The sequence below is a fragment of the Streptomyces sp. NPDC029169 genome (genome assembly GCF_055563935.1).
Window position 1 is genome coordinate 38,530 of the sequence record NZ_JBVHXA010000021.1, and the last position, 18,941, is coordinate 57,470.

16 protein-coding genes and 1 riboswitch are annotated in these 18,941 nt (G+C 73.0%); of the genes, 6 read left to right on the forward strand and 10 right to left on the reverse strand.

Annotated elements, in window-relative coordinates; translation table 11 throughout:
• Positions 1–30: 30 nt before the first annotated feature.
• From ACZ4VI_RS30715 to ACZ4VI_RS30725, 3 genes are read right to left on the reverse strand one after another with little or no spacing between them, the layout of a single operon-like run.
• A complete protein-coding gene (locus ACZ4VI_RS30715; RefSeq protein ID WP_468004512.1) occupies positions 31–1,524 on the reverse strand; it encodes a precorrin-2 C(20)-methyltransferase in 1,494 nt (497 codons plus the stop codon).
• Complete coding sequence (locus ACZ4VI_RS30720; RefSeq protein ID WP_468004728.1) at positions 1,521–2,156, reverse strand: precorrin-8X methylmutase; 636 nt, start codon at positions 2,154–2,156, stop codon at positions 1,521–1,523. Before ACZ4VI_RS30720 ends, ACZ4VI_RS30715 begins: the two co-directional genes overlap by 4 nt.
• Before the next feature lie 14 nt (positions 2,157–2,170).
• On the reverse strand, positions 2,171–3,703 hold the full coding sequence (locus ACZ4VI_RS30725; RefSeq protein ID WP_468004730.1) for a cobalamin biosynthesis protein CobG: 1,533 nt from the start codon (positions 3,701–3,703) through the stop codon (positions 2,171–2,173).
• Between the two features lie 67 nt (positions 3,704–3,770).
• Positions 3,771–3,905, forward strand: a riboswitch (cobalamin riboswitch).
• 39 nt (positions 3,906–3,944) lie between these two features.
• Here ACZ4VI_RS30725 and cobN point away from each other — a divergent pair.
• A complete protein-coding gene (gene cobN, locus ACZ4VI_RS30730) occupies positions 3,945–7,547 on the forward strand; it encodes a cobaltochelatase subunit CobN (protein ID WP_468004514.1) in 3,603 nt (1,200 codons plus the stop codon).
• On the opposite strand, the gene abc-f is transcribed toward cobN, so the two are convergent.
• Positions 7,544–9,127 carry a ribosomal protection-like ABC-F family protein gene (abc-f, locus tag ACZ4VI_RS30735; protein WP_468004516.1) on the reverse strand — a complete coding sequence of 528 codons (1,584 nt, stop codon included), beginning with the start codon at positions 9,125–9,127 and terminating at the stop codon, positions 7,544–7,546. The genes cobN and abc-f overlap by 4 nt on opposite strands.
• 98 nt (positions 9,128–9,225) lie before the next feature.
• A complete protein-coding gene (locus ACZ4VI_RS30740) occupies positions 9,226–9,573 on the reverse strand; it encodes a DoxX family protein (RefSeq protein WP_468004518.1) in 348 nt (115 codons plus the stop codon).
• Positions 9,574–9,665: 92 nt separating this feature from the next.
• On the opposite strand from ACZ4VI_RS30740, the gene ACZ4VI_RS30745 reads away from it, so the two are divergent.
• Positions 9,666–10,109, forward strand: a complete 444-nt coding sequence (locus ACZ4VI_RS30745) for a MarR family winged helix-turn-helix transcriptional regulator (RefSeq protein ID WP_468004520.1) — start codon at positions 9,666–9,668, stop codon at positions 10,107–10,109.
• A gap of 94 nt (positions 10,110–10,203) precedes the next feature.
• A complete protein-coding gene (locus tag ACZ4VI_RS30750; RefSeq protein WP_468004522.1) occupies positions 10,204–11,070 on the forward strand; it encodes an alpha/beta fold hydrolase in 867 nt (288 codons plus the stop codon).
• A 57-nt stretch (positions 11,071–11,127) separates the two neighbouring features.
• On the opposite strand, the gene ACZ4VI_RS30755 is transcribed toward ACZ4VI_RS30750, so the two are convergent.
• Both ACZ4VI_RS30755 and ACZ4VI_RS30760 read right to left on the reverse strand, forming a co-directional pair.
• The gene (locus tag ACZ4VI_RS30755) at positions 11,128–12,081 is read right to left on the reverse strand and encodes a nucleoside hydrolase (RefSeq protein WP_468004524.1); all 954 of its coding nucleotides are present in this window, start codon (positions 12,079–12,081) and stop codon (positions 11,128–11,130) included.
• 130 nt (positions 12,082–12,211) lie between these two features.
• Complete coding sequence (locus tag ACZ4VI_RS30760) at positions 12,212–13,171, reverse strand: D-2-hydroxyacid dehydrogenase family protein (RefSeq protein WP_468004732.1); 960 nt, start codon at positions 13,169–13,171, stop codon at positions 12,212–12,214.
• Positions 13,172–13,458: 287 nt separating this feature from the next.
• Between ACZ4VI_RS30760 and ACZ4VI_RS30765 the strand changes: the two genes are divergently transcribed.
• The gene (locus ACZ4VI_RS30765) at positions 13,459–14,781 is read left to right on the forward strand and encodes a hypothetical protein (protein ID WP_468004526.1); all 1,323 of its coding nucleotides are present in this window, start codon (positions 13,459–13,461) and stop codon (positions 14,779–14,781) included.
• A 12-nt stretch (positions 14,782–14,793) separates the two neighbouring features.
• On the opposite strand, the gene ACZ4VI_RS30770 is transcribed toward ACZ4VI_RS30765, so the two are convergent.
• Entirely contained in the window at positions 14,794–15,492 is a 699-nt protein-coding gene (locus ACZ4VI_RS30770) for a PP2C family protein-serine/threonine phosphatase (RefSeq protein WP_468004734.1), read from the reverse strand.
• 230 nt (positions 15,493–15,722) lie between these two features.
• Between ACZ4VI_RS30770 and ACZ4VI_RS30775 the strand changes: the two genes are divergently transcribed.
• Entirely contained in the window at positions 15,723–16,022 is a 300-nt protein-coding gene (locus ACZ4VI_RS30775) for a hypothetical protein (protein WP_468004528.1), read from the forward strand.
• A gap of 77 nt (positions 16,023–16,099) precedes the next feature.
• Here the strand turns inward: ACZ4VI_RS30775 and ACZ4VI_RS30780 are convergent, their stop codons facing one another.
• Both ACZ4VI_RS30780 and ACZ4VI_RS30785 read right to left on the reverse strand, forming a co-directional pair.
• Complete coding sequence (locus ACZ4VI_RS30780; RefSeq protein ID WP_468004530.1) at positions 16,100–16,537, reverse strand: helix-turn-helix transcriptional regulator; 438 nt, start codon at positions 16,535–16,537, stop codon at positions 16,100–16,102.
• An 87-nt stretch (positions 16,538–16,624) separates the two neighbouring features.
• Complete coding sequence (locus ACZ4VI_RS30785; RefSeq protein WP_468004532.1) at positions 16,625–17,035, reverse strand: VOC family protein; 411 nt, start codon at positions 17,033–17,035, stop codon at positions 16,625–16,627.
• Between the two features lie 154 nt (positions 17,036–17,189).
• Here ACZ4VI_RS30785 and ACZ4VI_RS30790 point away from each other — a divergent pair, with 154 nt between their 5' ends.
• Positions 17,190–18,839 carry a LuxR C-terminal-related transcriptional regulator gene (locus ACZ4VI_RS30790; RefSeq protein WP_468004534.1) on the forward strand — a complete coding sequence of 550 codons (1,650 nt, stop codon included), beginning with the start codon at positions 17,190–17,192 and terminating at the stop codon, positions 18,837–18,839.
• The last annotated feature ends 102 nt before the right edge of the window (positions 18,840–18,941 follow it).

Sequence of the window (18,941 nt, forward strand, 5' to 3'; positions counted from 1 at the left end):
CGGGTAGCGACCTACGCCTCCGGGAGTGACCTACGCCTCCGGGTAACGCCTCGGCGTCCAGGTGATCGTGCGCCCGTCGCCTCGCTCGACCGCGCGGGTCTGGGACGAGCCGATCAGGAGCAGCGTGCGCATGTCGACCTCGCTCGGCTCCAGGGTCTTCAGGGTCACCACCCGCACCGACTGCTCGGGCCCGCCGACGTCCCGTGCCACGACCACCGGGGTCTCGGGTGAGCGGAGTTCGAGCAGCAGGTCGCGGGCGGCCGCCACCTGGTGCGTACGGGACTTCGAGCCCGGGTTGTAGAGCGCCAGGACCAGGTCCGCCTCCGCGGCCGCGCGCAGCCGGGTGGCGATGACGTCCCAGGGCTTGAGGCGGTCGGAGAGCGAGATGGTCGCGTAGTCGTGGCCCAGCGGCGCGCCCGCCGCGGCCGCCGCCGCGTTCGCGGCCGTCACGCCCGGCAGGACCCGTACCGGAACGTCCGCGTACCGCTCCTCCGACGCCACCTCCAGGACCGCCGTCGCCATGGCGAAGACCCCCGGGTCGCCGCCTGAGACGACCGCCACCCGGCGGCCGCGCAGGGCCAGGTCGAGCGCGAACTCGGCGCGCTCGGACTCGACCTTGTTGTCCGAGCCGTGCCGGCGCTGGCCGGGGCGGAGCGACGGGACCCGGTCGAGGTAGGTGGTGTAGCCGACGAGGTCGTCGGCGTTGACCAGCGCGCCGCGCGACTCCGGGGTCAGCCAGGGTGCGCCTGCCGGGCCGGTGCCGACGACGACGACCTCGCCCCGCTCGCGGGACTCGGGGGTCACAGCGTCGATACGGGAGGGGAGGACCGCCACCGAGAAGTACGGGACCGTCTCCGGGTCCACCTCGGCGAGCTCGGAGGTCCGCTCGCCCGCCATGAACGCCCGCTCCACATACCGCGCGTCCTCGAGCCGGCCCGCCCGCTCCAGCGCGCGCCGGACGGTCGGGAACGTCCGGCCCAGCTTCATCACGACCGCCGAGTCCGTGCCCGCGAGCCGGGCCGTCAGCTCGTCCTCCGGCAGCGTGCCGGGGATGATCGTCAGGACCTCCTCCGCCTCGCACAGCGGCTCCCCGAGCCGTGCGGCGGCCGCGCTGACCGAGGTGACACCGGGGATGACGGTGGTGTCGTAACGGTCCGCGAGCCGCTTGTGCATGTGCTGGTACGAGCCGTAGAAGAGCGGGTCGCCCTCGGCGAGCACGGCGACCGTGCGGCCCGCGTCCAGGTGGGCGGCGAGGCGGGCCGCCGCCTCCTCGTAGAAGTCGTCGAGCGCGCCCCGGTAGCCGCCGGGGTGGTCCGTGGTCTCCACCGTGAGCGGGTACATCAGCCGCTCCTCGATGTGGTCCTCGCGGATGTGCTCGGCGGCTATGGACCGGGCGATGGAGCGGCCGTGCCGGGCGGAGTGGTACGCGATCACGTCGGCGGCGGCGATGGCCTTCACGGCCGCCACCGTCATCAGGTTCGGGTCGCCGGGGCCGAGGCCCACGCCGTACAGCTTTCCGGTCACTGCTGGATCTCCGCTTCGTGAGCGATCGCGTTGATCGCGGCGGCGGTCATCGCGCTACCGCCGCGCCGGCCCCGTACGACGAGGTAGTCGAGGCCCAGTTCCTGGGCGGCGAGGGCGTCCTTGGACTCGGCGGCGCCGATGAAGCCGACCGGGATGCCGAGGACGGCCGCGGGGCGGGGGGCGCCCTTCGCGATCATCTCCAGGAGGTGGAAGAGGGCGGTGGGCGCGTTGCCGATGGCGACGACGGAGCCTTCGAGGCGGTCGCGCCAGAGTTCGAGGGCGGCGGCGCTGCGGGTGGTGCCGAGCTCGGCGGCGAGCGCGGGCACGGAGGGGTCGGAGAGCGTGCAGACCACGTCGTTGTCGGCGGGCAGCCGCCTGCGGGTGACGCCGCTCGCGACCATCTGCGCGTCGCAGAGGATGGGCGCACCGGCGCGCAGGGCGGCGCGGGCGCGCGAGACGACCTGCGGGGAGTAGGCGATATCGCGTACGAGGTCGGTCATGCCGCAGGCGTGGATCATGCGCACCGCGACCTGGCTGACGTCGGCGGGCAGGCCCGCCAGATCCGCCTCGGCGCGGATCGTGGCAAAGGACTGGCGGTAGATCTCCGCGCCGTCCTTCTCGTAGTCGAACATCGTGTCGTTCTCGCTCATCTCGTGGTTGCTGGGGGGACGCGGGCCGTCGCGACGGCGTCGGGGAGTTCGGTACGGGGGGTGGGGCGCCCGTCCACGAGGTAGGCGCCCTCGCCGGTGGCGACGACATCGACCCACGTAGGGGCTTGAGGATGGCCGCAGCGGCGCTCGCACCCGGAGAAATGGACGGGGAGGCCGCCGTCGCCCGGGGTGGCGTCCGCCCGGACGTCGGCGAGGGACTTGGAGCAGCCGGGGCGCCCGGTGCAGGCGCCGACGCCGTTCCAGGGGTCGTCGGGGCGGGTGATCAGCCCGGCGCCCGCGAGCGCGTCGAGCCGCTCGGGCGCGACGCCGGTCACGACGACGCCCCGCCAGGGGGTCAGCCGTACCTCGTCGGCCGTGGCGGCGAGGGCCCGCAGCTGGGCGGCGGTCAGTCGGCCGAGTGGCGCGAGGACGTGCAGGGCGGTGTCGCCGAGGAGCCCGGGCGCGGGCGGCGCGCCCCGGGGGACCTCTGTCGTGGATACGGGCTCCGCCACGACCCCGGCCCGGGCGAGGGCCCCGGCCAGGTCAGGCCGGCACCCCTCAGGCAGCTCCCGCACCCGCCAGGCCCCGTTCCCGGCGTCCCGCGCGGCGTCGAGAAAGGCCAAGGCGGCGGCGAGCGCGGCGCGGGGCGCGTCGGCGTGAGCGACCCGAAAGACCTGGGCGCCGACGCGGAGCAGCGCGACGGATGCGCCGCACGCGGGCCGACCGGCCGCCGACGTGGCCGCGCTGCCGACCCGCGGCGCGTCCGGGTCCTGGACCCCGTCCGGGTCCTGGACCCGGGCCGCGGGCAGCCCGGCCGCCGACGTGGCCGCGCTGCCGGCCCGCGACGCGTCCGGGTCCCGGATCCCGTCCGGGTCCTGGATCCCGTCCGGGTCCTGGACTCCGGCCGCGGGCCGCCCGGCCGGCGGCGTCGCCGCACCCCCGCCACGCGGCACGTCGGGCTCCCGGACCCTGGCCGTACCCTCGCCGTCCGCCCAGGACGCCGCTGCGATCAAGGTCACATCTCCGCCGAGCCCCGCCACGTCCCCGCGGCCGTCGTCGAGGGCGAAGAGGAAGCGGCCCGAGAGGGCGGCCGCGGCGGGCTCCGCGCACAGCAGCGCGTCCAGTTCGCGGGCCCACAACTGCACGTCACCGCAGCCGAGTCCGTCCAGTCCGGCCGCCGGGGAGGCGACGATGTTCCGGACACGCTCATGGGTCGGGGAGGGCAGCAGACCGGCCCCCGCGAGCAGCTCCGCCAGCTCCGCCCCGCAGCCCTCGGCGAGGCCGCGCAGCTCCACGTTCCCCCGGGAGGTGACGCTGACGCGCCCGTCGCCCAGGTCCTCGGCCGCGCTGGCCAGGATCTCGGCCTGACGTGCCGTCAACAAACCTGCAGGCAGGCGCAGTCGGGCCAATCGCCCGTCGTCGGCGGCGTGCAGCCGAAGCGCCCCGGGGCAGGCGTCACCGCGGTCCCGTATGACGGGTTCGCCCCGGTTGGGCGTGGTGCGCGGGTCGGTCGGCATGGCGGCGAGCATACCGACGTGGATCCGGGCGACCACCGAGTGTGATCCGGCCAACCCCCCGCCTGGCCGAGGGCACGCTCTACTATGCAGATCGGCATGGGGTCCCAGGACCCCGGGGAGGAAGCCCGGTGAGAATCCGGCGCGGTCCCGCCACTGTGAGCCGGGTCCCGGAAGGGGCCGGGTGAGTCAGGAACTCCTGCCGTCCACACGACCACCCGGGGCGCGGACAACCCCGAGGAAGGCCTGCGCACGCATGCGAATTCTGTTGCTGTCGCACTCCGACACCGACCTGCTCAGCGCCCGCGCGGCCGGCGGCCCGGTCGAGTACCGGTTCGCCAACCCCTCCCGTCTCGCCCTGGACGACCTCCCGGGGCTCCTCGACGGCGCCGACCTCGTTCTCGTACGTCTCCTCGGCGGGCTGCGGGCCTGGGAGGAGGGCCTGGACGCGCTGCGTGCCGCCGGCCGGCCGCTGGTCGTGCTCTCCGGCGAACAGGCCCCGGACGCCCAGCTCATGGAGGCCTCCACGGTCCCCGTCGGCGTCGCCACCGAGGCCCACGCCTACCTCGCGCACGGCGGCCCCGCCAACCTGGAGCAGCTCGCCCGCTTCCTCTCCGACACCGTGCTGCTCACCGGTCACGGCTTCGAGGCCCCGGCCCCCGCCCCCACCTGGGGCCCCCTGGAGCGCACTCCCCGTACGGAGACCGGACCGACCGTCGCCGTGCTCTACTACCGCGCCCACCACATGAGCGGGAACACCGCCTTCGTCGACGCGCTCTGCGAGGCGATCGAGGACGCCGGCGCGCAGGCCCTCCCGCTCTACGTCGCCTCCCTGCGCGCCCCCGAGCCCGAGCTGGTCGACACCCTCCGCCGCGCGGACTCCATCGTCACCACCGTCCTCGCCGCCGGCGGCACCAAGCCCGCCGAGGCGCAGGCCGGCGGGGACGAGGACGCCTGGGACGCGGGCGCGCTCGCCGCCCTCGACGTACCGATCCTGCAGGCGCTCTGCCTCACCGGCTCGCGCTCCGCCTGGGAGGAGAACGACGAGGGGCTCTCCCCGCTGGACGCCGCCAGCCAGGTCGCCGTGCCCGAGTTCGACGGCCGGCTCATCACCGTCCCGTTCTCCTTCAAGGAGATCGACGAGGACGGCCTCCCGGCCTATGTCGCCGACGCCGAGCGCGCGGCCCGGGTCGCCGGGATCGCCGTCCGCCACGCCCGTCTGCGGCACATCCCGAACGCCGAGAAGAAGCTCGCCCTGGTCCTCTCCGCGTACCCGACCAAGCACTCCCGGATCGGCAACGCGGTCGGCCTCGATACCCCCGCCTCCGCCGTCGCGCTGCTGCGCCGACTGCGGGCAGAGGGGTACGACTTCGGGCCCGTGGAGGAGATTCCCGGTCTCGTCTCCGGTGACGGCGACGAGCTGATCTACGCCCTGATCGAGGCCGGCGGCCACGACCAGGACTGGCTCACCGAGGAGCAGCTCGCCCGCAACCCGGTCCGTATCCCGGCCGCCGACTACAAGCGCTGGTACGCGACCCTGCCGGAGGAACTGCGTACGCACGTCGAGGAGCACTGGGGCCCGGCGCCCGGCGAGATGTTCCTCGACCGCTCCCGCAACCCCGAGGGCGACATCGTCCTCGCCGCCCTGCGGCGCGGGAACCTGCTGATCCTCATCCAGCCGCCGCGCGGCTTCGGCGAGAACCCGATCGCGATCTACCACGACCCCGATCTCCCGCCCTCCCACCACTACCTGGCCGCCTACCGCTGGATCGCGGCGCGCGCCGAGGACGGCGGCTTCGGCGCGGACGCGATGGTCCACCTCGGCAAGCACGGCAACCTGGAGTGGCTGCCGGGCAAGAACGCGGGCCTGTCGGCCGCGTGCGGCCCGGACGCGGCGCTCGGCGATCTGCCGCTCGTCTACCCGTTCCTCGTCAACGACCCGGGCGAGGGCACGCAGGCCAAGCGGCGCGTGCACGCGACCCTGGTCGACCACCTGGTGCCGCCGATGGCGCGCGCCGACTCCTACGGTGACATCGCGCGCCTGGAGCAGCTGCTCGACGAGTACGCGCAGATCTCCTCCATGGACCCCTCCAAGCTGCCCGCGATCCGCGCGCAGATCTGGACCCTGATCCAGGCGGCGAAGCTCGACCACGACCTGGGGCTCGAGGACCGGCCGGAGGACGACGGCTTCGACGACTTCCTGCTGCACGTCGACGGCTGGCTCTGCGAGGTCAAGGACGCGCAGATCAGGGACGGCCTGCATGTGCTGGGCGGGGCGCCGGTGGGCGAGGCGCGGGTCAACCTCGTGCTGTCGATCCTGCGCGCCCGGCAGATCTGGGGCGGTACGCAGGCGCTGCCGGGTCTGCGCGAGGCCCTGGGCCTGGACGAGTCGGCCGCGACCCGGACCACCGCCGACGAGGCGGAGGCGACGGCGCGCGAGCTGGTCGAGGCGATGGAGGCGGCGGACTGGTCCGTGGACGCGATCCCGGCCGTCGCCGACGGGTACGGCCCCGACGTCGTCGCCGTCCTTCGGTTCGCCTGCGAGCAGGTCGTCCCGCGTCTGGCTGCCACCACCGACGAACTCACCCACGCCGTCCACGCGTTGAACGGCGGCTTCGTGCCCGCGGGCCCCTCCGGCTCGCCGCTGCGTGGCCTGGTCAACGTGCTGCCGACCGGCCGGAACTTCTACTCCGTCGACCCCAAGGCCGTCCCCTCCCGCCTCGCGTGGGAGACCGGCCAGGCGCTCGCCGACTCGCTCCTGGAGCGCTACCGCTCCGACAACGGCGACTGGCCGACCTCCGTCGGTCTCTCCCTCTGGGGTACGAGCGCGATGCGCACCGCCGGCGACGACGTGGCCGAGGCCCTCGCGCTGCTCGGCATCCGCCCCACCTGGGACGACGCCTCACGCCGCGTGAACGGCCTGGAGGCGGTCCCGCTGGCCGAGCTGGGCCGTCCGCGCATCGACGTCACGCTGCGCATCTCGGGCTTCTTCCGGGACGCGTTCCCGCACGTCATCGGGCTCCTCGACGACGCCGTACGGCTCGCCGCCGCGCTCGACGAGCCGGCCGAGGACAACTACGTACGGGCGCACGCGCAGGCCGACCTGGCCGAGCACGGCGACGAGCGGCGGGCCACCACCCGTATCTTCGGCTCGCGGCCGGGGACGTACGGCGCGGGCATCCTCCAGCTGATCGACTCGCGCGACTGGCGGACGGACGCGGACCTCGCCGAGGTGTACACGGTGTGGGGCGGGTACGCCTACGGCCGCGGTCTCGAAGGCCGCCCGGCGCGTACGGAGATGGAGACGGCGTACAAGCGGATCGCCGTCGCCGCGAAGAACACGGACACGCGCGAGCACGACATCGCCGACTCCGACGACTACTTCCAGTACCACGGCGGCATGGTGGCGACCGTCCGCGCGCTCACGGGCACCGCCCCCGAGGCGTACATCGGCGACTCCACCCGCCCGGAGACGGTCCGCACCCGGACGCTGGTCGAGGAGACCTCGCGGGTCTTCCGGGCCCGGGTGGTCAACCCGAAGTGGATCGAGGCGATGCGCCGCCACGGCTACAAGGGCGCGTTCGAGCTCGCGGCGACGGTCGACTACCTCTTCGGCTACGACGCGACGACCGGGGTGGTCGCCGACTGGATGTACGACAAGCTCACCGAGACGTACGTCCTGGACCCGGAGAACCAGGCCTTCCTGAAGGAGGCCAACCCCTGGGCCCTGCACGGCATCGCGGAGCGCCTCCTGGAGGCCGAGTCGCGCGGCATGTGGGAGAAGCCGGACCCGGAGACCCTCGCCGCGCTGCGCCAGGTGTTCCTGGAGACCGAGGGCGACCTGGAGGGTGACGACTAGCGCGTCATCACAGGGGCCGGGGTCAGGTCGAGCCGCCGGCCCCGGAAGCCCGTGCGGATGCGGCGGTCGTGGGTGACGATCATCAGGGTGCCGGGGTAGTGGGCGAGGGCGGCCTCCAGTTCCTCCACGAGGCCGGGGGCCAGGTGGTTGGTCGGTTCGTCGAGGAGGAGCAGGTCCGCGGGGCGGGTGACCAGACGGGCCAGTTCCAGCTTCCGGCGCTGGCCCGTGGACAACTCCCGTACGGGTACGGACAGATCGGCCGCCGCGAAGAGCCCGAGCCGCAGCAGCTCGTCCTCCCTGTCCGCCCCGAAGGCCTCGGCCACGGTGCGGTCGTCGTCCGCCGAGGCCGTGTCCTGGCGGAGCATCCCGACCCGGGGCGGGGTCGTCACCGTCCCGCCGTCCGGGGCCAGTTCGCCCGCGAGGACCTTGAGTAGCGTGGTCTTCCCGGCGCCGTTCGGACCGGTGACCAGGAGGCGTTCGCCGGCGGCCAGGTGCAGGGCGTCCAGGCGCAGCCGCCCCTCCACCCGTACGTCGGTCAGGGCGACCGCGCCCGCCGCTCGGCCCTCGATGTGCGCCGTGAAGTGCAGCGGCTCCAGGGGCGCGGCGACCGGGTTCTCGGTGAGCCGGTGGAGTTTCTCCCGGGCGGCCCGGATCCTGCTCATCGCACCGTGCGCCCGTGACCGGGCCCGGAAGGCGCCCGCCCCGCTGAAGGCCGCCGGGGCCTTGCGCGGGATCGCGGAGAAGCGGTCGATGTTCGTGTCGGCGAGGGCCGCGTACCGGGCCGTCTCCGCCCGCCACTCCTCGTACTCCCGCTCCCACCGGGCCCTTTCGGCGGCCCGGCCGGTCAGATAGCCCGCGTAGCCGTTGCCGTACCGGCGTACCGTCCGCAGGTCGTGGTCGATCTCCAGGACGGCTGTGGTGACCCGGTCGAGGAAGGTCCGGTCGTGGGTGACGGCGACGACCGTCCCCCGGTGGGCGCGCAGCCGCTCCTCCAGCCAGGTGACGGCCTCGTCGTCGAGGTCGTTGGTCGGCTCGTCGAGCAGCAGCAGTTCGGGGTCGGCGGCGAGGGTCGCGGCGAGCGCGAGACGGGAACGCTCTCCTCCGGAGAGCGTGCCGAGCGGGCGGGCGCGGTCGAGCGGTTCGCGTTCGCCGAGCTGCCGAAGGGCCGTCTCGACCCGCCGGTCGGCGTCCGCCCCGCCGCGCGCCTCGTACGCGGCGAGGAGTCCGGCGTACCCGTCGAGGTCCCCGGTCTCATGGAGCTCCGCCTCCGCGGCCCGGATCGCCCGCTCCAGCTCCCGTACGTCGGCGAGCGCAAGGTCGACCGCGTCGCCGACGCTCGCCGTGCCCGGGAGCTCCAGGGTCTGGGCGAGGTGGCCGAGACCGCCGGGGGCGTCGACGGCGACCGTGCCGTTGTCGGGCTGCTCCAGTCCGGCGAGGAGCCGGAGGAACGTGGACTTCCCGGAGCCGTTGTCGCCGACGACGCCGACGCGTTCGCCGGGCCGGACGGTGAGGGAGACCCGGTCGAGGACGAGCCGGTCGTCGTAGCGCTTGGTGACGTCGGTGAGTTGGACACGGAACAAGGGCGACCCCCAATGGGCTGCGAGACGAGACGTCTCGTTCTGCGTCCCCGACCGTAGAGCCTCGCCCGGCGTTACGCAAGACGCAGCGTCTCGTCAGTTCACGCGGAAGCGATCCGCAGGACCAGCGCGGCGCCGGAGAGCAGGGTGAGCACCACCGCCGGTGCCATCGCGTAGTCCTTCACCCGTATGTGCGCGATCACCGCGCCGAGGAAGTAGAGCACCAGGCCGATCGCCGCCGCGATGCCCAGCGCCGACACCGCGAGCCCGGCGAGGAGTCCGAGCGCGCCCGCGATCTTGGCCGCGCCGAGCCACGGAAGCCAGGAGTCGGGGACGCCGACCTTGGTCATGTTCTCGGTGACCTGCGGATTCCGCGTGAGCGTCATGAAGGCGGAGCCGGACAGGGCAAGGGCGAGGAGGGCGGCGACGACGGCGTAAGCGATGAACATGGCGGTGCTCCAATAGTATGGGGACTAGAATCGTTGAAGGGTATCAACGATTTACCCGTCTCCACAATGGAGCCACTGTTACGGTGTGTGTCATGGCAGCTCTTCCGTCCGACCGCCTCGGCTTCCTGCTCTCCTGGCGCGGGGAGCTCACCAGCGCGCGCATCCGCGCCGCGCTCGGCGTCGCCGGGCTGCACCCGCGCAACGCGATGACCCTCATGCAGCTCGCCCCGGGCGCCATGAGCCAGCGCGACCTGGCGGCCGCCCTGGAGGTCGACCCGAGTCAACTCGTCGCCATCCTCAACGAGTTGGAGGACGCGGGGCTCGCCGAGCGGCGACGCGACCCGGCCGACCGGCGCCGGCACATCGTGCGGATCACGGAAGCGGGCGCGGCGGCCCTCGACCTGGTGGACGCGGCGGTGAGCGAGGCGGAGCGCGAACTGTTCGCGAACCTGACCGCAGCCGAACAGGCCGTCCTCAGGGGCCTCCTGGACCGGGTGGTCGTCGATCCCGGCGAACACGAATGCGGCGCCGACTAGCCCCTCGCGATTTCCTTGTCGTGAAGCGATGAGTTCCGGGGACGCCCACGGTCTTCCTTCATGAACAGCGCGACGACCGAGGAGACCGAGAGCCATGACCGCGACCGACACCCGCACCCTCGACACGACCGGTGCCACCGTGACGTACGACATCCGTCCCGGCGGCGCGGGTGCCGAGCGTCCTCTCTTCCTGATCGGTTCGCCCATGGATGCCACCGGGTTCACCACCCTGGCGTCGCACTTCACCGACCGGACCGTCATGACCTACGACCCACGGGCTGTCGGCCGCAGCGTCCGTACCGACGGGGCGGCGGAGACGCGGCCCGAGGAGCACGCCGACGATCTGCGGCGGATCGTCGAGGCGCTCGGCCTGGGCCCGGTGGACATGTTCGCGAGCAGCGGCGGCGCCATCAACGCGCTGGCCCTGGTGGCGGACCACGGGGACCTGGTCGGGACGCTCGTCGCGCACGAGCCGCCGTCGGCGCAGGTCCTGCCGGACCGGGAGGCGGCGCTCGCGGTCTGCGAGGACGTCCACGCCACGTATCTGCGCGAGGGGATGGGACCGGCGATGGCCAAGTTCATCGCGGTGACCAGCCGAAAGGGCCCCTTCCCCGCGAACTGGGCCGACGAGCCCGCCCCCTCGCCCGCCGACTTCGGGCTGCCGACCGAGGACGACGGCACGCGCGACGACCCGCTGCTCGGCCAGAACATGCGCGGCTGCACCGGCTACCGCCCGGACTTCGCCGCCCTGCGCGCCGCGTCGACCCGGATCGTCGTCGCCGTCGGCGAGGAGTCCGAGAGGGAGTTCGCCCACCGCGCCGGAGTGGAGATCGCCAAGGGGCTCGGCACGGAGCCGGCGGTGTTCCCCAGCCACCACGGCGGGTTCCTGGGCGGCGAGTACGGCCAGCAGGGTGCACCGGCCGAGTTCGCGAAGGCCCTGCGCGAAGTCCTCGACCGTTGAGGCGACTCGGCCGCTGAGGCTCCTCGGCCGCTGAGGCTCCTCCAGCGCTGAGGCGCCTTACTGCCGTCCGCGCTCGCCCAGGACCCGTACCGCCTCGATGATCAGCTCCCAGAAGCCCGGGACGTCGACCTCCATGCCTACGTCCACGGTGGCCGGGCGGCCCGTCACTCCGTGCAGGTCCACCACCGTCGCGCCCCGCGTGTACGTGCCCGTCAGCTCGACCGACACCGCCGCCCGCACGAGGCTGACCAGCGACGGGTCGATCAGATGCGCCACGGTCAGCGGGTCGTGCAGCGGCGGCGCCTCCAAGCCGTACACCTCACGGTAGGTGGAGGCGAAGTAGGTCAGCAGCTGGACGCAGAGCCTCGCGAGCGGGGTGCCGAGGGCCGCGATCCGGGAGATGACGTCGGGCGTCGCCTGGACCTGATGGGTGGCGTTGAGGCCGAACATCGTGATCGGCAGCCCGCTGGAGAAGACGATGTCCGCCGCCTCCGGGTCGCAGAGGATGTTGAACTCCGCGGCCGGGGTCGTGTTCCCGCGCGCGGTGGAGCCGCCCATCAGCACGATCCGCTCGATCCGGGGGATCAGCTCGGGGTGGGCGAGCAGGAAGGTGGCGATGTTCGTCAGCGGCCCGGTCGGGACGAGCGTCACGGGCGCGGGATGGGCAAGCAGGGTGTCCCGGATCAGGGTGCGGGCGTCGCGCGGGTCCTGCGGGACGTCCGGCTCGCCGTCGCCGAAGCCGGGGCCGTCGAGGCCCGAGCCGCCGTGGATGTTCTCGCCGACGATCGGCGTTCCGTGCAGCGGGCGGTCCCGGCCGGCCGCGATCGGCACCCCGCGGATCCCGGCGACCGCGCACACCCGGCGGGCGTTCAGGGTGGTCTTGTCCACCGTCTGATTGCCCGCCACGGTGGTCACGGCCAGGAGGTCCACGGCCGGATGGGCGGCGGCCAGCAGGATGTTGAACGCGTCGTCGTGACCGGGATCGCAGTCGAGGATCACGGGTACGGGCATACGTCCACGGTCCCACAAGGCCCGCCCCGCCGTCACGAGCGCTGGGCCCGACCCGCGTCACGAGCCGCTGGTGTCCTGCACCGCCGGCACCGCCGCCGCGTCCACGGCGCCGTGGCGTCCCGTAACGGCGTCAGCCCAGCACCCGTACCGGCGTCCCCGTCAGGAACGCCTCGATGTCCTCCACCGCCTGGCCGAAGTAGCGGCCGTAGTTACCCCGCGTCACATACCCAAGGTGCGGCAGCGCCAGGACGTTCGGCAGGGTGCGCAACAGGTCGCCGGCCGGGAGCGGTTCGGTGGCGAAGACGTCGAGGCCGGCCCCCGCGATCCAGCCCTCGCGCAGCGCCCGCAGCAGCGCCTCGCCGTCGACCAGGCCCGCCCGTGACGTGTTGACGAGATACGCGGACGGGCGCATCGCCCGCAGTTCGGGCTCCCCGATCAGCCCCCGGGTCCGCTCTGACAGCACCATGTGCAGCGACACGAAGTCCGCGCGCTCCATCAGCTCCCGCCTGCTCGACGCGTACGCGACCCCGTGTTCCGCGGCCCGCTCCTCCGTCAGGTTCGGGCTCCAGGCGAGGACCTCCATGCCGAAAGCGAGCCCCACGCGGGCGACCCGGCCGCCGATCTTGCCGAGGCCGACGAGCCCGAGCGTGCGCCCGGCCAGGTCCGTGCCGACCGTCGTCTGCCAGGGCCCGCCCTCGCGCAGCGCCTGCGCCTCGGCGTGTACCTGTCGTGCCAGGCCCAGGATCAGCGCCCAGGTCAGCTCGGCGGGCGGCTCGGAGCTGCTGGCCGTGCCGCAGACCGTGATCCCGAGTCCGGCCGCGGCAGCGAGGTCGATGGAGGCGTTGCGCATCCCCGACGTCACCACGAGCCGCAGTCTCGGCAGCCGCTTCAGCAACTCCGCGTCCACCGGCGTCCGCTCCCGCATGACGACGAGGATCTCGCAGTCCTCGACCGCCGCGACGAGCGCGTCCCGGTCGGCCAGATGCTCGCGCAGGACGCGGACGTCGACACGGTCGGCGAGCGGACCCCAGTCGGCGGAGGCGAGGGCGACGCCCTGGTAGTCGTCGAGTACGGCGCAGCGAAGCTTCAGGACCATGCGGCCATGATCGCGCGGCCCGTGATCCTACGACAGAGGTTCCGGCCCTGCGTCCCGGTGCCGCGGCACCCGGGTGACGGGGCCCGTTCGAGGCGACAAACCCACCGGCCGCTTCGAGAATTGGCCTGATTCATCCCATTTCAGGGGAACGTTCAGGAGACCGGAGGGCGCATGAGTTCCACGGACGTCCCCGCCGAGGTACCCCGACAGGTGGCCCCGGACAAGGTCGACGACTTCGATGAGAGCGTCGCCGACCTCATGACCGACGAGACGGTACGCCGATGAGCTCCCCAGGCTCCCCGGGCGCCGACGGCGAACTGGACGCGCTCCGGGCGCGCATCGCCGCGCTGGAGGCCGAGGCCGATGCGGCGAAGGCCCGGCCGCCCCGGCACCGCGTGCGGTCCTTCTTCGCCGCGCTGCTGATCGTCGTCGGCTGCGTCCTCGCCCCGCTGGGCCTCGTCGCCGCCTGGACGGCCGACGAGGTCGGCGACACCGACCGTTACGTCTCCACGGTCGCCCCGCTCGCCTCCGACCCGGACGTCCAGGCCGCCGTCGCCAACCGGGTCACCGGCGCGGTCATGGAGCACATCGACCTCAAGGACCTCCTCGAGGGCGTGGCCCCCGAGCAGCGCCCGCTCCTGGAGAAGGCCCTCGGCCGGCTCGGGAGCTCCCTGGAGAGCGCGGTCCAGAGCTTCGTCCACGACAAGGCGGAGGAGGTCGTCGCCTCCGACGCCTTCGAGACGGTCTGGACCGATGCCAACCGCGCGATCCACACCTCCGTCGTCCGCGCCCTCACCGGCAGCGGCGAAGGCGCGGTACAGATCAAGAACGACACGGTGACGCTCGACCTCGCGCCGGTCATCGAGCGGGTCAAACAGCGCCTCGTCGACTCCGGCCTCACGGTCGCCCAGAAGATCCCCGAGGTGCACACCGACTTCACGGTCCTCAAATCCGACGACATCGGGAAGGTGAAGACCGGCTTCCGGCTGCTCCAGCTCATGGGCCTCTGGCTGCCGGTCCTGGCCGTCCTGCTCGCCGCCGCCGGGGTCCTGCTCTCCGCCCACCGGCGCCGCTCCCTGATCGCCGCGGCCCTCGGCTTCGCCGCCGCGGCCCTGATCCTCGGCATCGGCCTGACCGTGTTCCGTACGGTCTATCTCAACGCCCTGCCGGAGACGGTCTCGCAGGCCGCCGCCGGCTCCGTCTACGACGCCATGATCCGGCTCCTGCGGCTGACGATCCGGATGGTCATCGTCCTCGGTGTGGTCCTCGCCCTCGCGGCCTGGCTCTCCGGGCCCGGCCGGTCCGCCACGGTGGTCCGGCGGCTGTGGCACTCGGGCATCGGGGCCACGCGCGCGACGGCCGACCATGTGGGCCTGCGCACGGGCCCGGTCGGCCCGTTCGTCGCCCGCCACCGGACGTGGATCACCTGGATCCTGGTGGCCGCGGCGGTCGTGACGTACGTCCTCTGGAGCTATCCGACGGCCTGGGTGGTGCTGGGCCTGGCGCTGGCGCTGCTGTTCGCGCTGGCGGTGACGGAGTTCCTGGCGGAGGAGCCCGAGCGGGAGCCGGAGCCCGAAGGGGAGGCCGAGAGGGAGCCGACGTAAGGCCCCCGGGTCTCAGTCCCCGATCCGGACGAGGGCGAGGGTGATGTTGTCTGGCCCGCCGGCCTCGATGGCGGCCTTCCACAGCTCGAAAGCCGCCTTGCCGTCGTCGTGGACCCTCAGCAGCCCCTCGATCTCCTCGTCGGGCACCGGGTCGGTCAGCCCGTCGCTGCACACGAGGTAGCGGTCGCCGATGGAGAGCGGGAACGTGGCGACGTGCGGGGTGACGGCGTCGTACGCGTGGCTGCCGCCGAGGGTCTGGGTGACGGCCGACGTGGTTCGGTGCCCGGGCGCGGGCGGCGGACTGTCGTCCACGCTGACCTGGCGCAAGCCGTCCCCGGACGCGCTGTAGACCTTGCTGTCGCCGACGTTGAACGACAGCAGCGACCCCATCAGGACGAGGGTGCCCGCGACCGTGGTCCCCATGGTGGTCAGCTCGGGGCGGCCGTCGGCGGCGGCGTACACGGCCCGGTTGCAGGACTCCAGTGCCTCGCCGACCTTCTCCGTACCGTCGAGCACGGGTCCCAGCATGGCGAGCCGGCGGACGACCAGGGAACTGGCCACCTCACCGCCCGGCTGCCCGCCGAGCCCGTCGGCCACGGCGACGAGGAGCGGCCGGTCGAGGGGGAACAGCATCGTCTGGGGGCTCTCGGTCACCGTCCCGCACAGCGTCCACGGCCCGACGACGAGGCTGTCCTCGTTGTGGTCGCGCATCAGCCCGGCGTGGCTGAGGGCGGTCACGGCAATGTAAGGCGCCACGGAACACCGCCTCCTCACCCCCATTGTCCCGCGTCGAGCCCTGTCGTCCCGGGTCGGTCGTCGTCCCGGGCGGACGCCCCGGCATGCGGCGAGTGCTGTGCCGTCGCACGCTGGACCTGAGCCGCCTGTGCCGCCGGGGAGGCCCGGGGAAGGCCGAGGAAGGCCTGAGGAAGGGACGTCCGACGATGTTCGCGAGGCTGAGCACCTACCAGGGGTCACCGGTTCCGCCGGGCGGTGACCTGGCCGCCAAAACGGAGGCGATCGTCAAGCAGGTCGAGAACCTCCCGGGCTTCCGGGGCGCGTACTACCTCGTGGACCGGGCGACGGGGAGTGCGAGGTCGCTGACCCTGTGGGAGGACGAGGCCGCGATGGTGGCGAGCGAGGAGCAGGCGGCCCGGCTCCGGGACGAGTCGTCCCAGCGGGAGGGCCAGCGGGTGGTCGCGGTGGAACGCTTCGAGGTGGCGTTCGTCCGCCTGGCCCCGTAGACGGACGAGATCGCGGGGCGTGTCAGGTGCCACCTTCAAGGTGACGGTCTCGAGGGAAGTCATGACCGTCACGCTGGTTACGGGGTCGCCAGCCGTGCTTCTCGATTCCTGACCGGTCGCGTCACCTGTTTCGCCACGCACGACGGCAGCTCGGGCGCACCGTCCGCCGCGCGGCGCCGGTAGACGCTGGGCGCCATGCCGACGAGCTCGGTGAAGCGGGTGCTGAACGTGCCGAGCGACGAGCAGCCGACCTCGAAACAGACGTCGGTCACGCTGAGGTCGCCACGGCGCAGGAGCGCCATCGCGCGCTCGATGCGCCGCGTCATCAGATACGAGTACGGCGACTCTCCGTAGGCCTGCTTGAACTGGCGGCTGAGGTGCCCCGCCGACATGTTCACGCCGCGGGCGAGCGCCTCGACATCCAGCGGCTGCCTGTACTCCCGGTCGATCCGGTCGCGGACGCGGCGCAGCCGCGCGAGGTCGCTGAGGCGCTGGGCGGCTGTGAGTGCGCTCATCCATGCAGGATGGCACATGGGAGAGCTCCCTTCCCCTTGGTCACGGAGTCCCGGAGTCCCGGAGTCCAGGGCTCCCGACCCCCGGACTCAGCGAAGCTCCTGGATGCGGATGAGGTTGCCCGCGGGATCGCGGAAGGCACAGTCGCGTACGCCGTACGGCTGCTCGGTCGGCTCCTGGACGACCTCGGCGTCCGCGGCCTGCACCTTCTCGAAGGTGTCGTCGAGATCGCGGGTGGCCAGCAGGATCCAGCCGTACGTGCCCTTGGCCATCATCTCGGCGATGATGCGGCGCTCGTCCTCGGTGATCCCGGGGTCGGCGGCGGGCGGCGCCAGGAGGATGGAGGTGCCGGGCTGGCCGACGGGCCCGACCGTGATCCAGCGCATCCTGCCCTGCCCGACGTCGCTGCGGACCTCGAAGCCGAGGGTGTCCCGGTAGAAGGCCAGGGAGGCGTCGGGGTCGTCGTGCGGGAGGACGGTGGTGTGAATGGTGAGGTCCATGCTCATCACGTTAGTTGGGCCCCCCGTCCGGTGCTTCTCGATTCCTGACCGGAGGAATGGCTCCCATCGGGGCCGGCCCATAAAATTGAGATGCGCCACATGGACGCTGTGGACGCCATGGACGCCATGAATCAGCGCTGGGAAGGCGGCCGTCATGGCCGTGACGGGCGATCTCGAACGTGGCCGGGCAGCCTGCGCCGTACGGGCGTGGGCCGATGCCTACAAGGCTCTGGAACTCGCCGATCACGTGGCCCCGCTGGGCGCGGAGGACCTCGAACTCCTCGCCACATCCGCCCACATGACCGGCCGCCACGAGGACATGGTGAGCGCGCTGGAGCGGGCGTACGGCTCGTACCTGGAGAGCGGCCTGGCGCTGAACGCGGTGCGCTGCGCCTTCTGGGCGGGGATGGATCTGGCGTTCAGAAGGGAAATGGGCCGCGCGACCGGATGGTTCGGGCGGGCGCAACGGCTGGTCGAGGCCGAAGAGGGCGCCTGCGCCGAGGAGGGCTATCTGCTCATGCCCGCCGTCATGATGCAGCGGGCCGGCGGTGACTACGCCGGCGCTTACGACACGGCGGCCCGGGCGGTCGTGATCGCGGAACGGTTCGGGGACGCGGACCTGCTCGCCCTCGCCCTGCACGAGCAGGGGCACGCGCTGGTGAGGGAGGGCCGGGTCGAGGAGGGGCTCAGGCTCCTGGACGAGGCCATGGTGGCCGTCACCGCCGGGGATCTCTCGCCCATCGTCACCGGGGTGATCTACTGCGCCGTGATCGACGCCTGCCGTGCGGTGTACGAGCTCCGCCGCGCCCAGGAGTGGACCGAGGCGCTGACGTCGTGGTGCCGGCAGCAGCCCGACCTGGTGGCCTTCAGCGGTGAGTGCCACCTCCGCCGCGCCGAGATCATGGAGCTGCACGGTGCGTGGCGGGACGCGCTGGCGGAGGCGGAACGGGCGGGCGAGCGGTTCCGGCAGGAGATGATCCAGGGGCGGACCGCTCCGTCCTCCTACCGGCAGGCGGAGATCCACCGCCTGCAAGGGGCGTTCGCGGCGGCCGAGGAGGCGTACCGGGAAGCCAGCCGGTGCGGAGGGGATCCGCAGCCGGGTCTTGCCCTGCTGCGGCTGGCCCAGGGGAACGAGGGCGCCGCGGTCGCCGCGATCCGCCGGGTGAGCGAGGAGACCACCGAGCCCTTGGCGCGGGCGAGGCTGCTGCCCGCCTGCGTCGAGATCATGCTGGCCGTGGGAGACACGCAGGCCGCGCGAAGCGCCTGCGACGAGCTCGGGGCGATCGCCGAGAGGTACCGGGGCGGCGTACTGCCTCTGATCGCGACGGCCGCCCGCGGCACGGTCGAGCTGGCGGCGGGTGACGCACGGTCCGCCCTGATCGCGCTCCGTAAGGCGGAGCAAGGGTGGCAGGAACACGACGCCCCGTACGAGACCGCACGGACGCGCATGGTCATCGGCAGGGCCTGCCGTGCGCTGGGCGACGACGAGACGGCGGAGCTTGAACTCGAGGCGGCCCGCGCCGAGTTCGAGCGTCTCGGAGCCGTACCGGACGTCGCCCGGGTCGACGCGATCACCCGGGGCGCCGGAGCCGAGGAGGCGCCCGGGAGCATCGCCGGACTGACCCAGCGGGAGCAGGCGGTCCTGCGCCTGGTCGCCGCCGGGAAGCACAACCGGGAGATCGCGTCCGCCCTGGTCATCAGCGAGCACACCGTCGCCCGACACATCCAGAACATCTTCGCCAAGCTCGACGTGTCGTCGCGGACCGCGGCGAGCGCCTTCGCGTACGAGCACCACCTCGTCTGACGTGGTGAGAACGGACCACGCCCCCCTTCCGGGGCGAATTGGTGAATCCGGGCGATGCCCGCCATCCCTCCCGGCGAGGACGCTGAGAGCGGATGGAGGTGG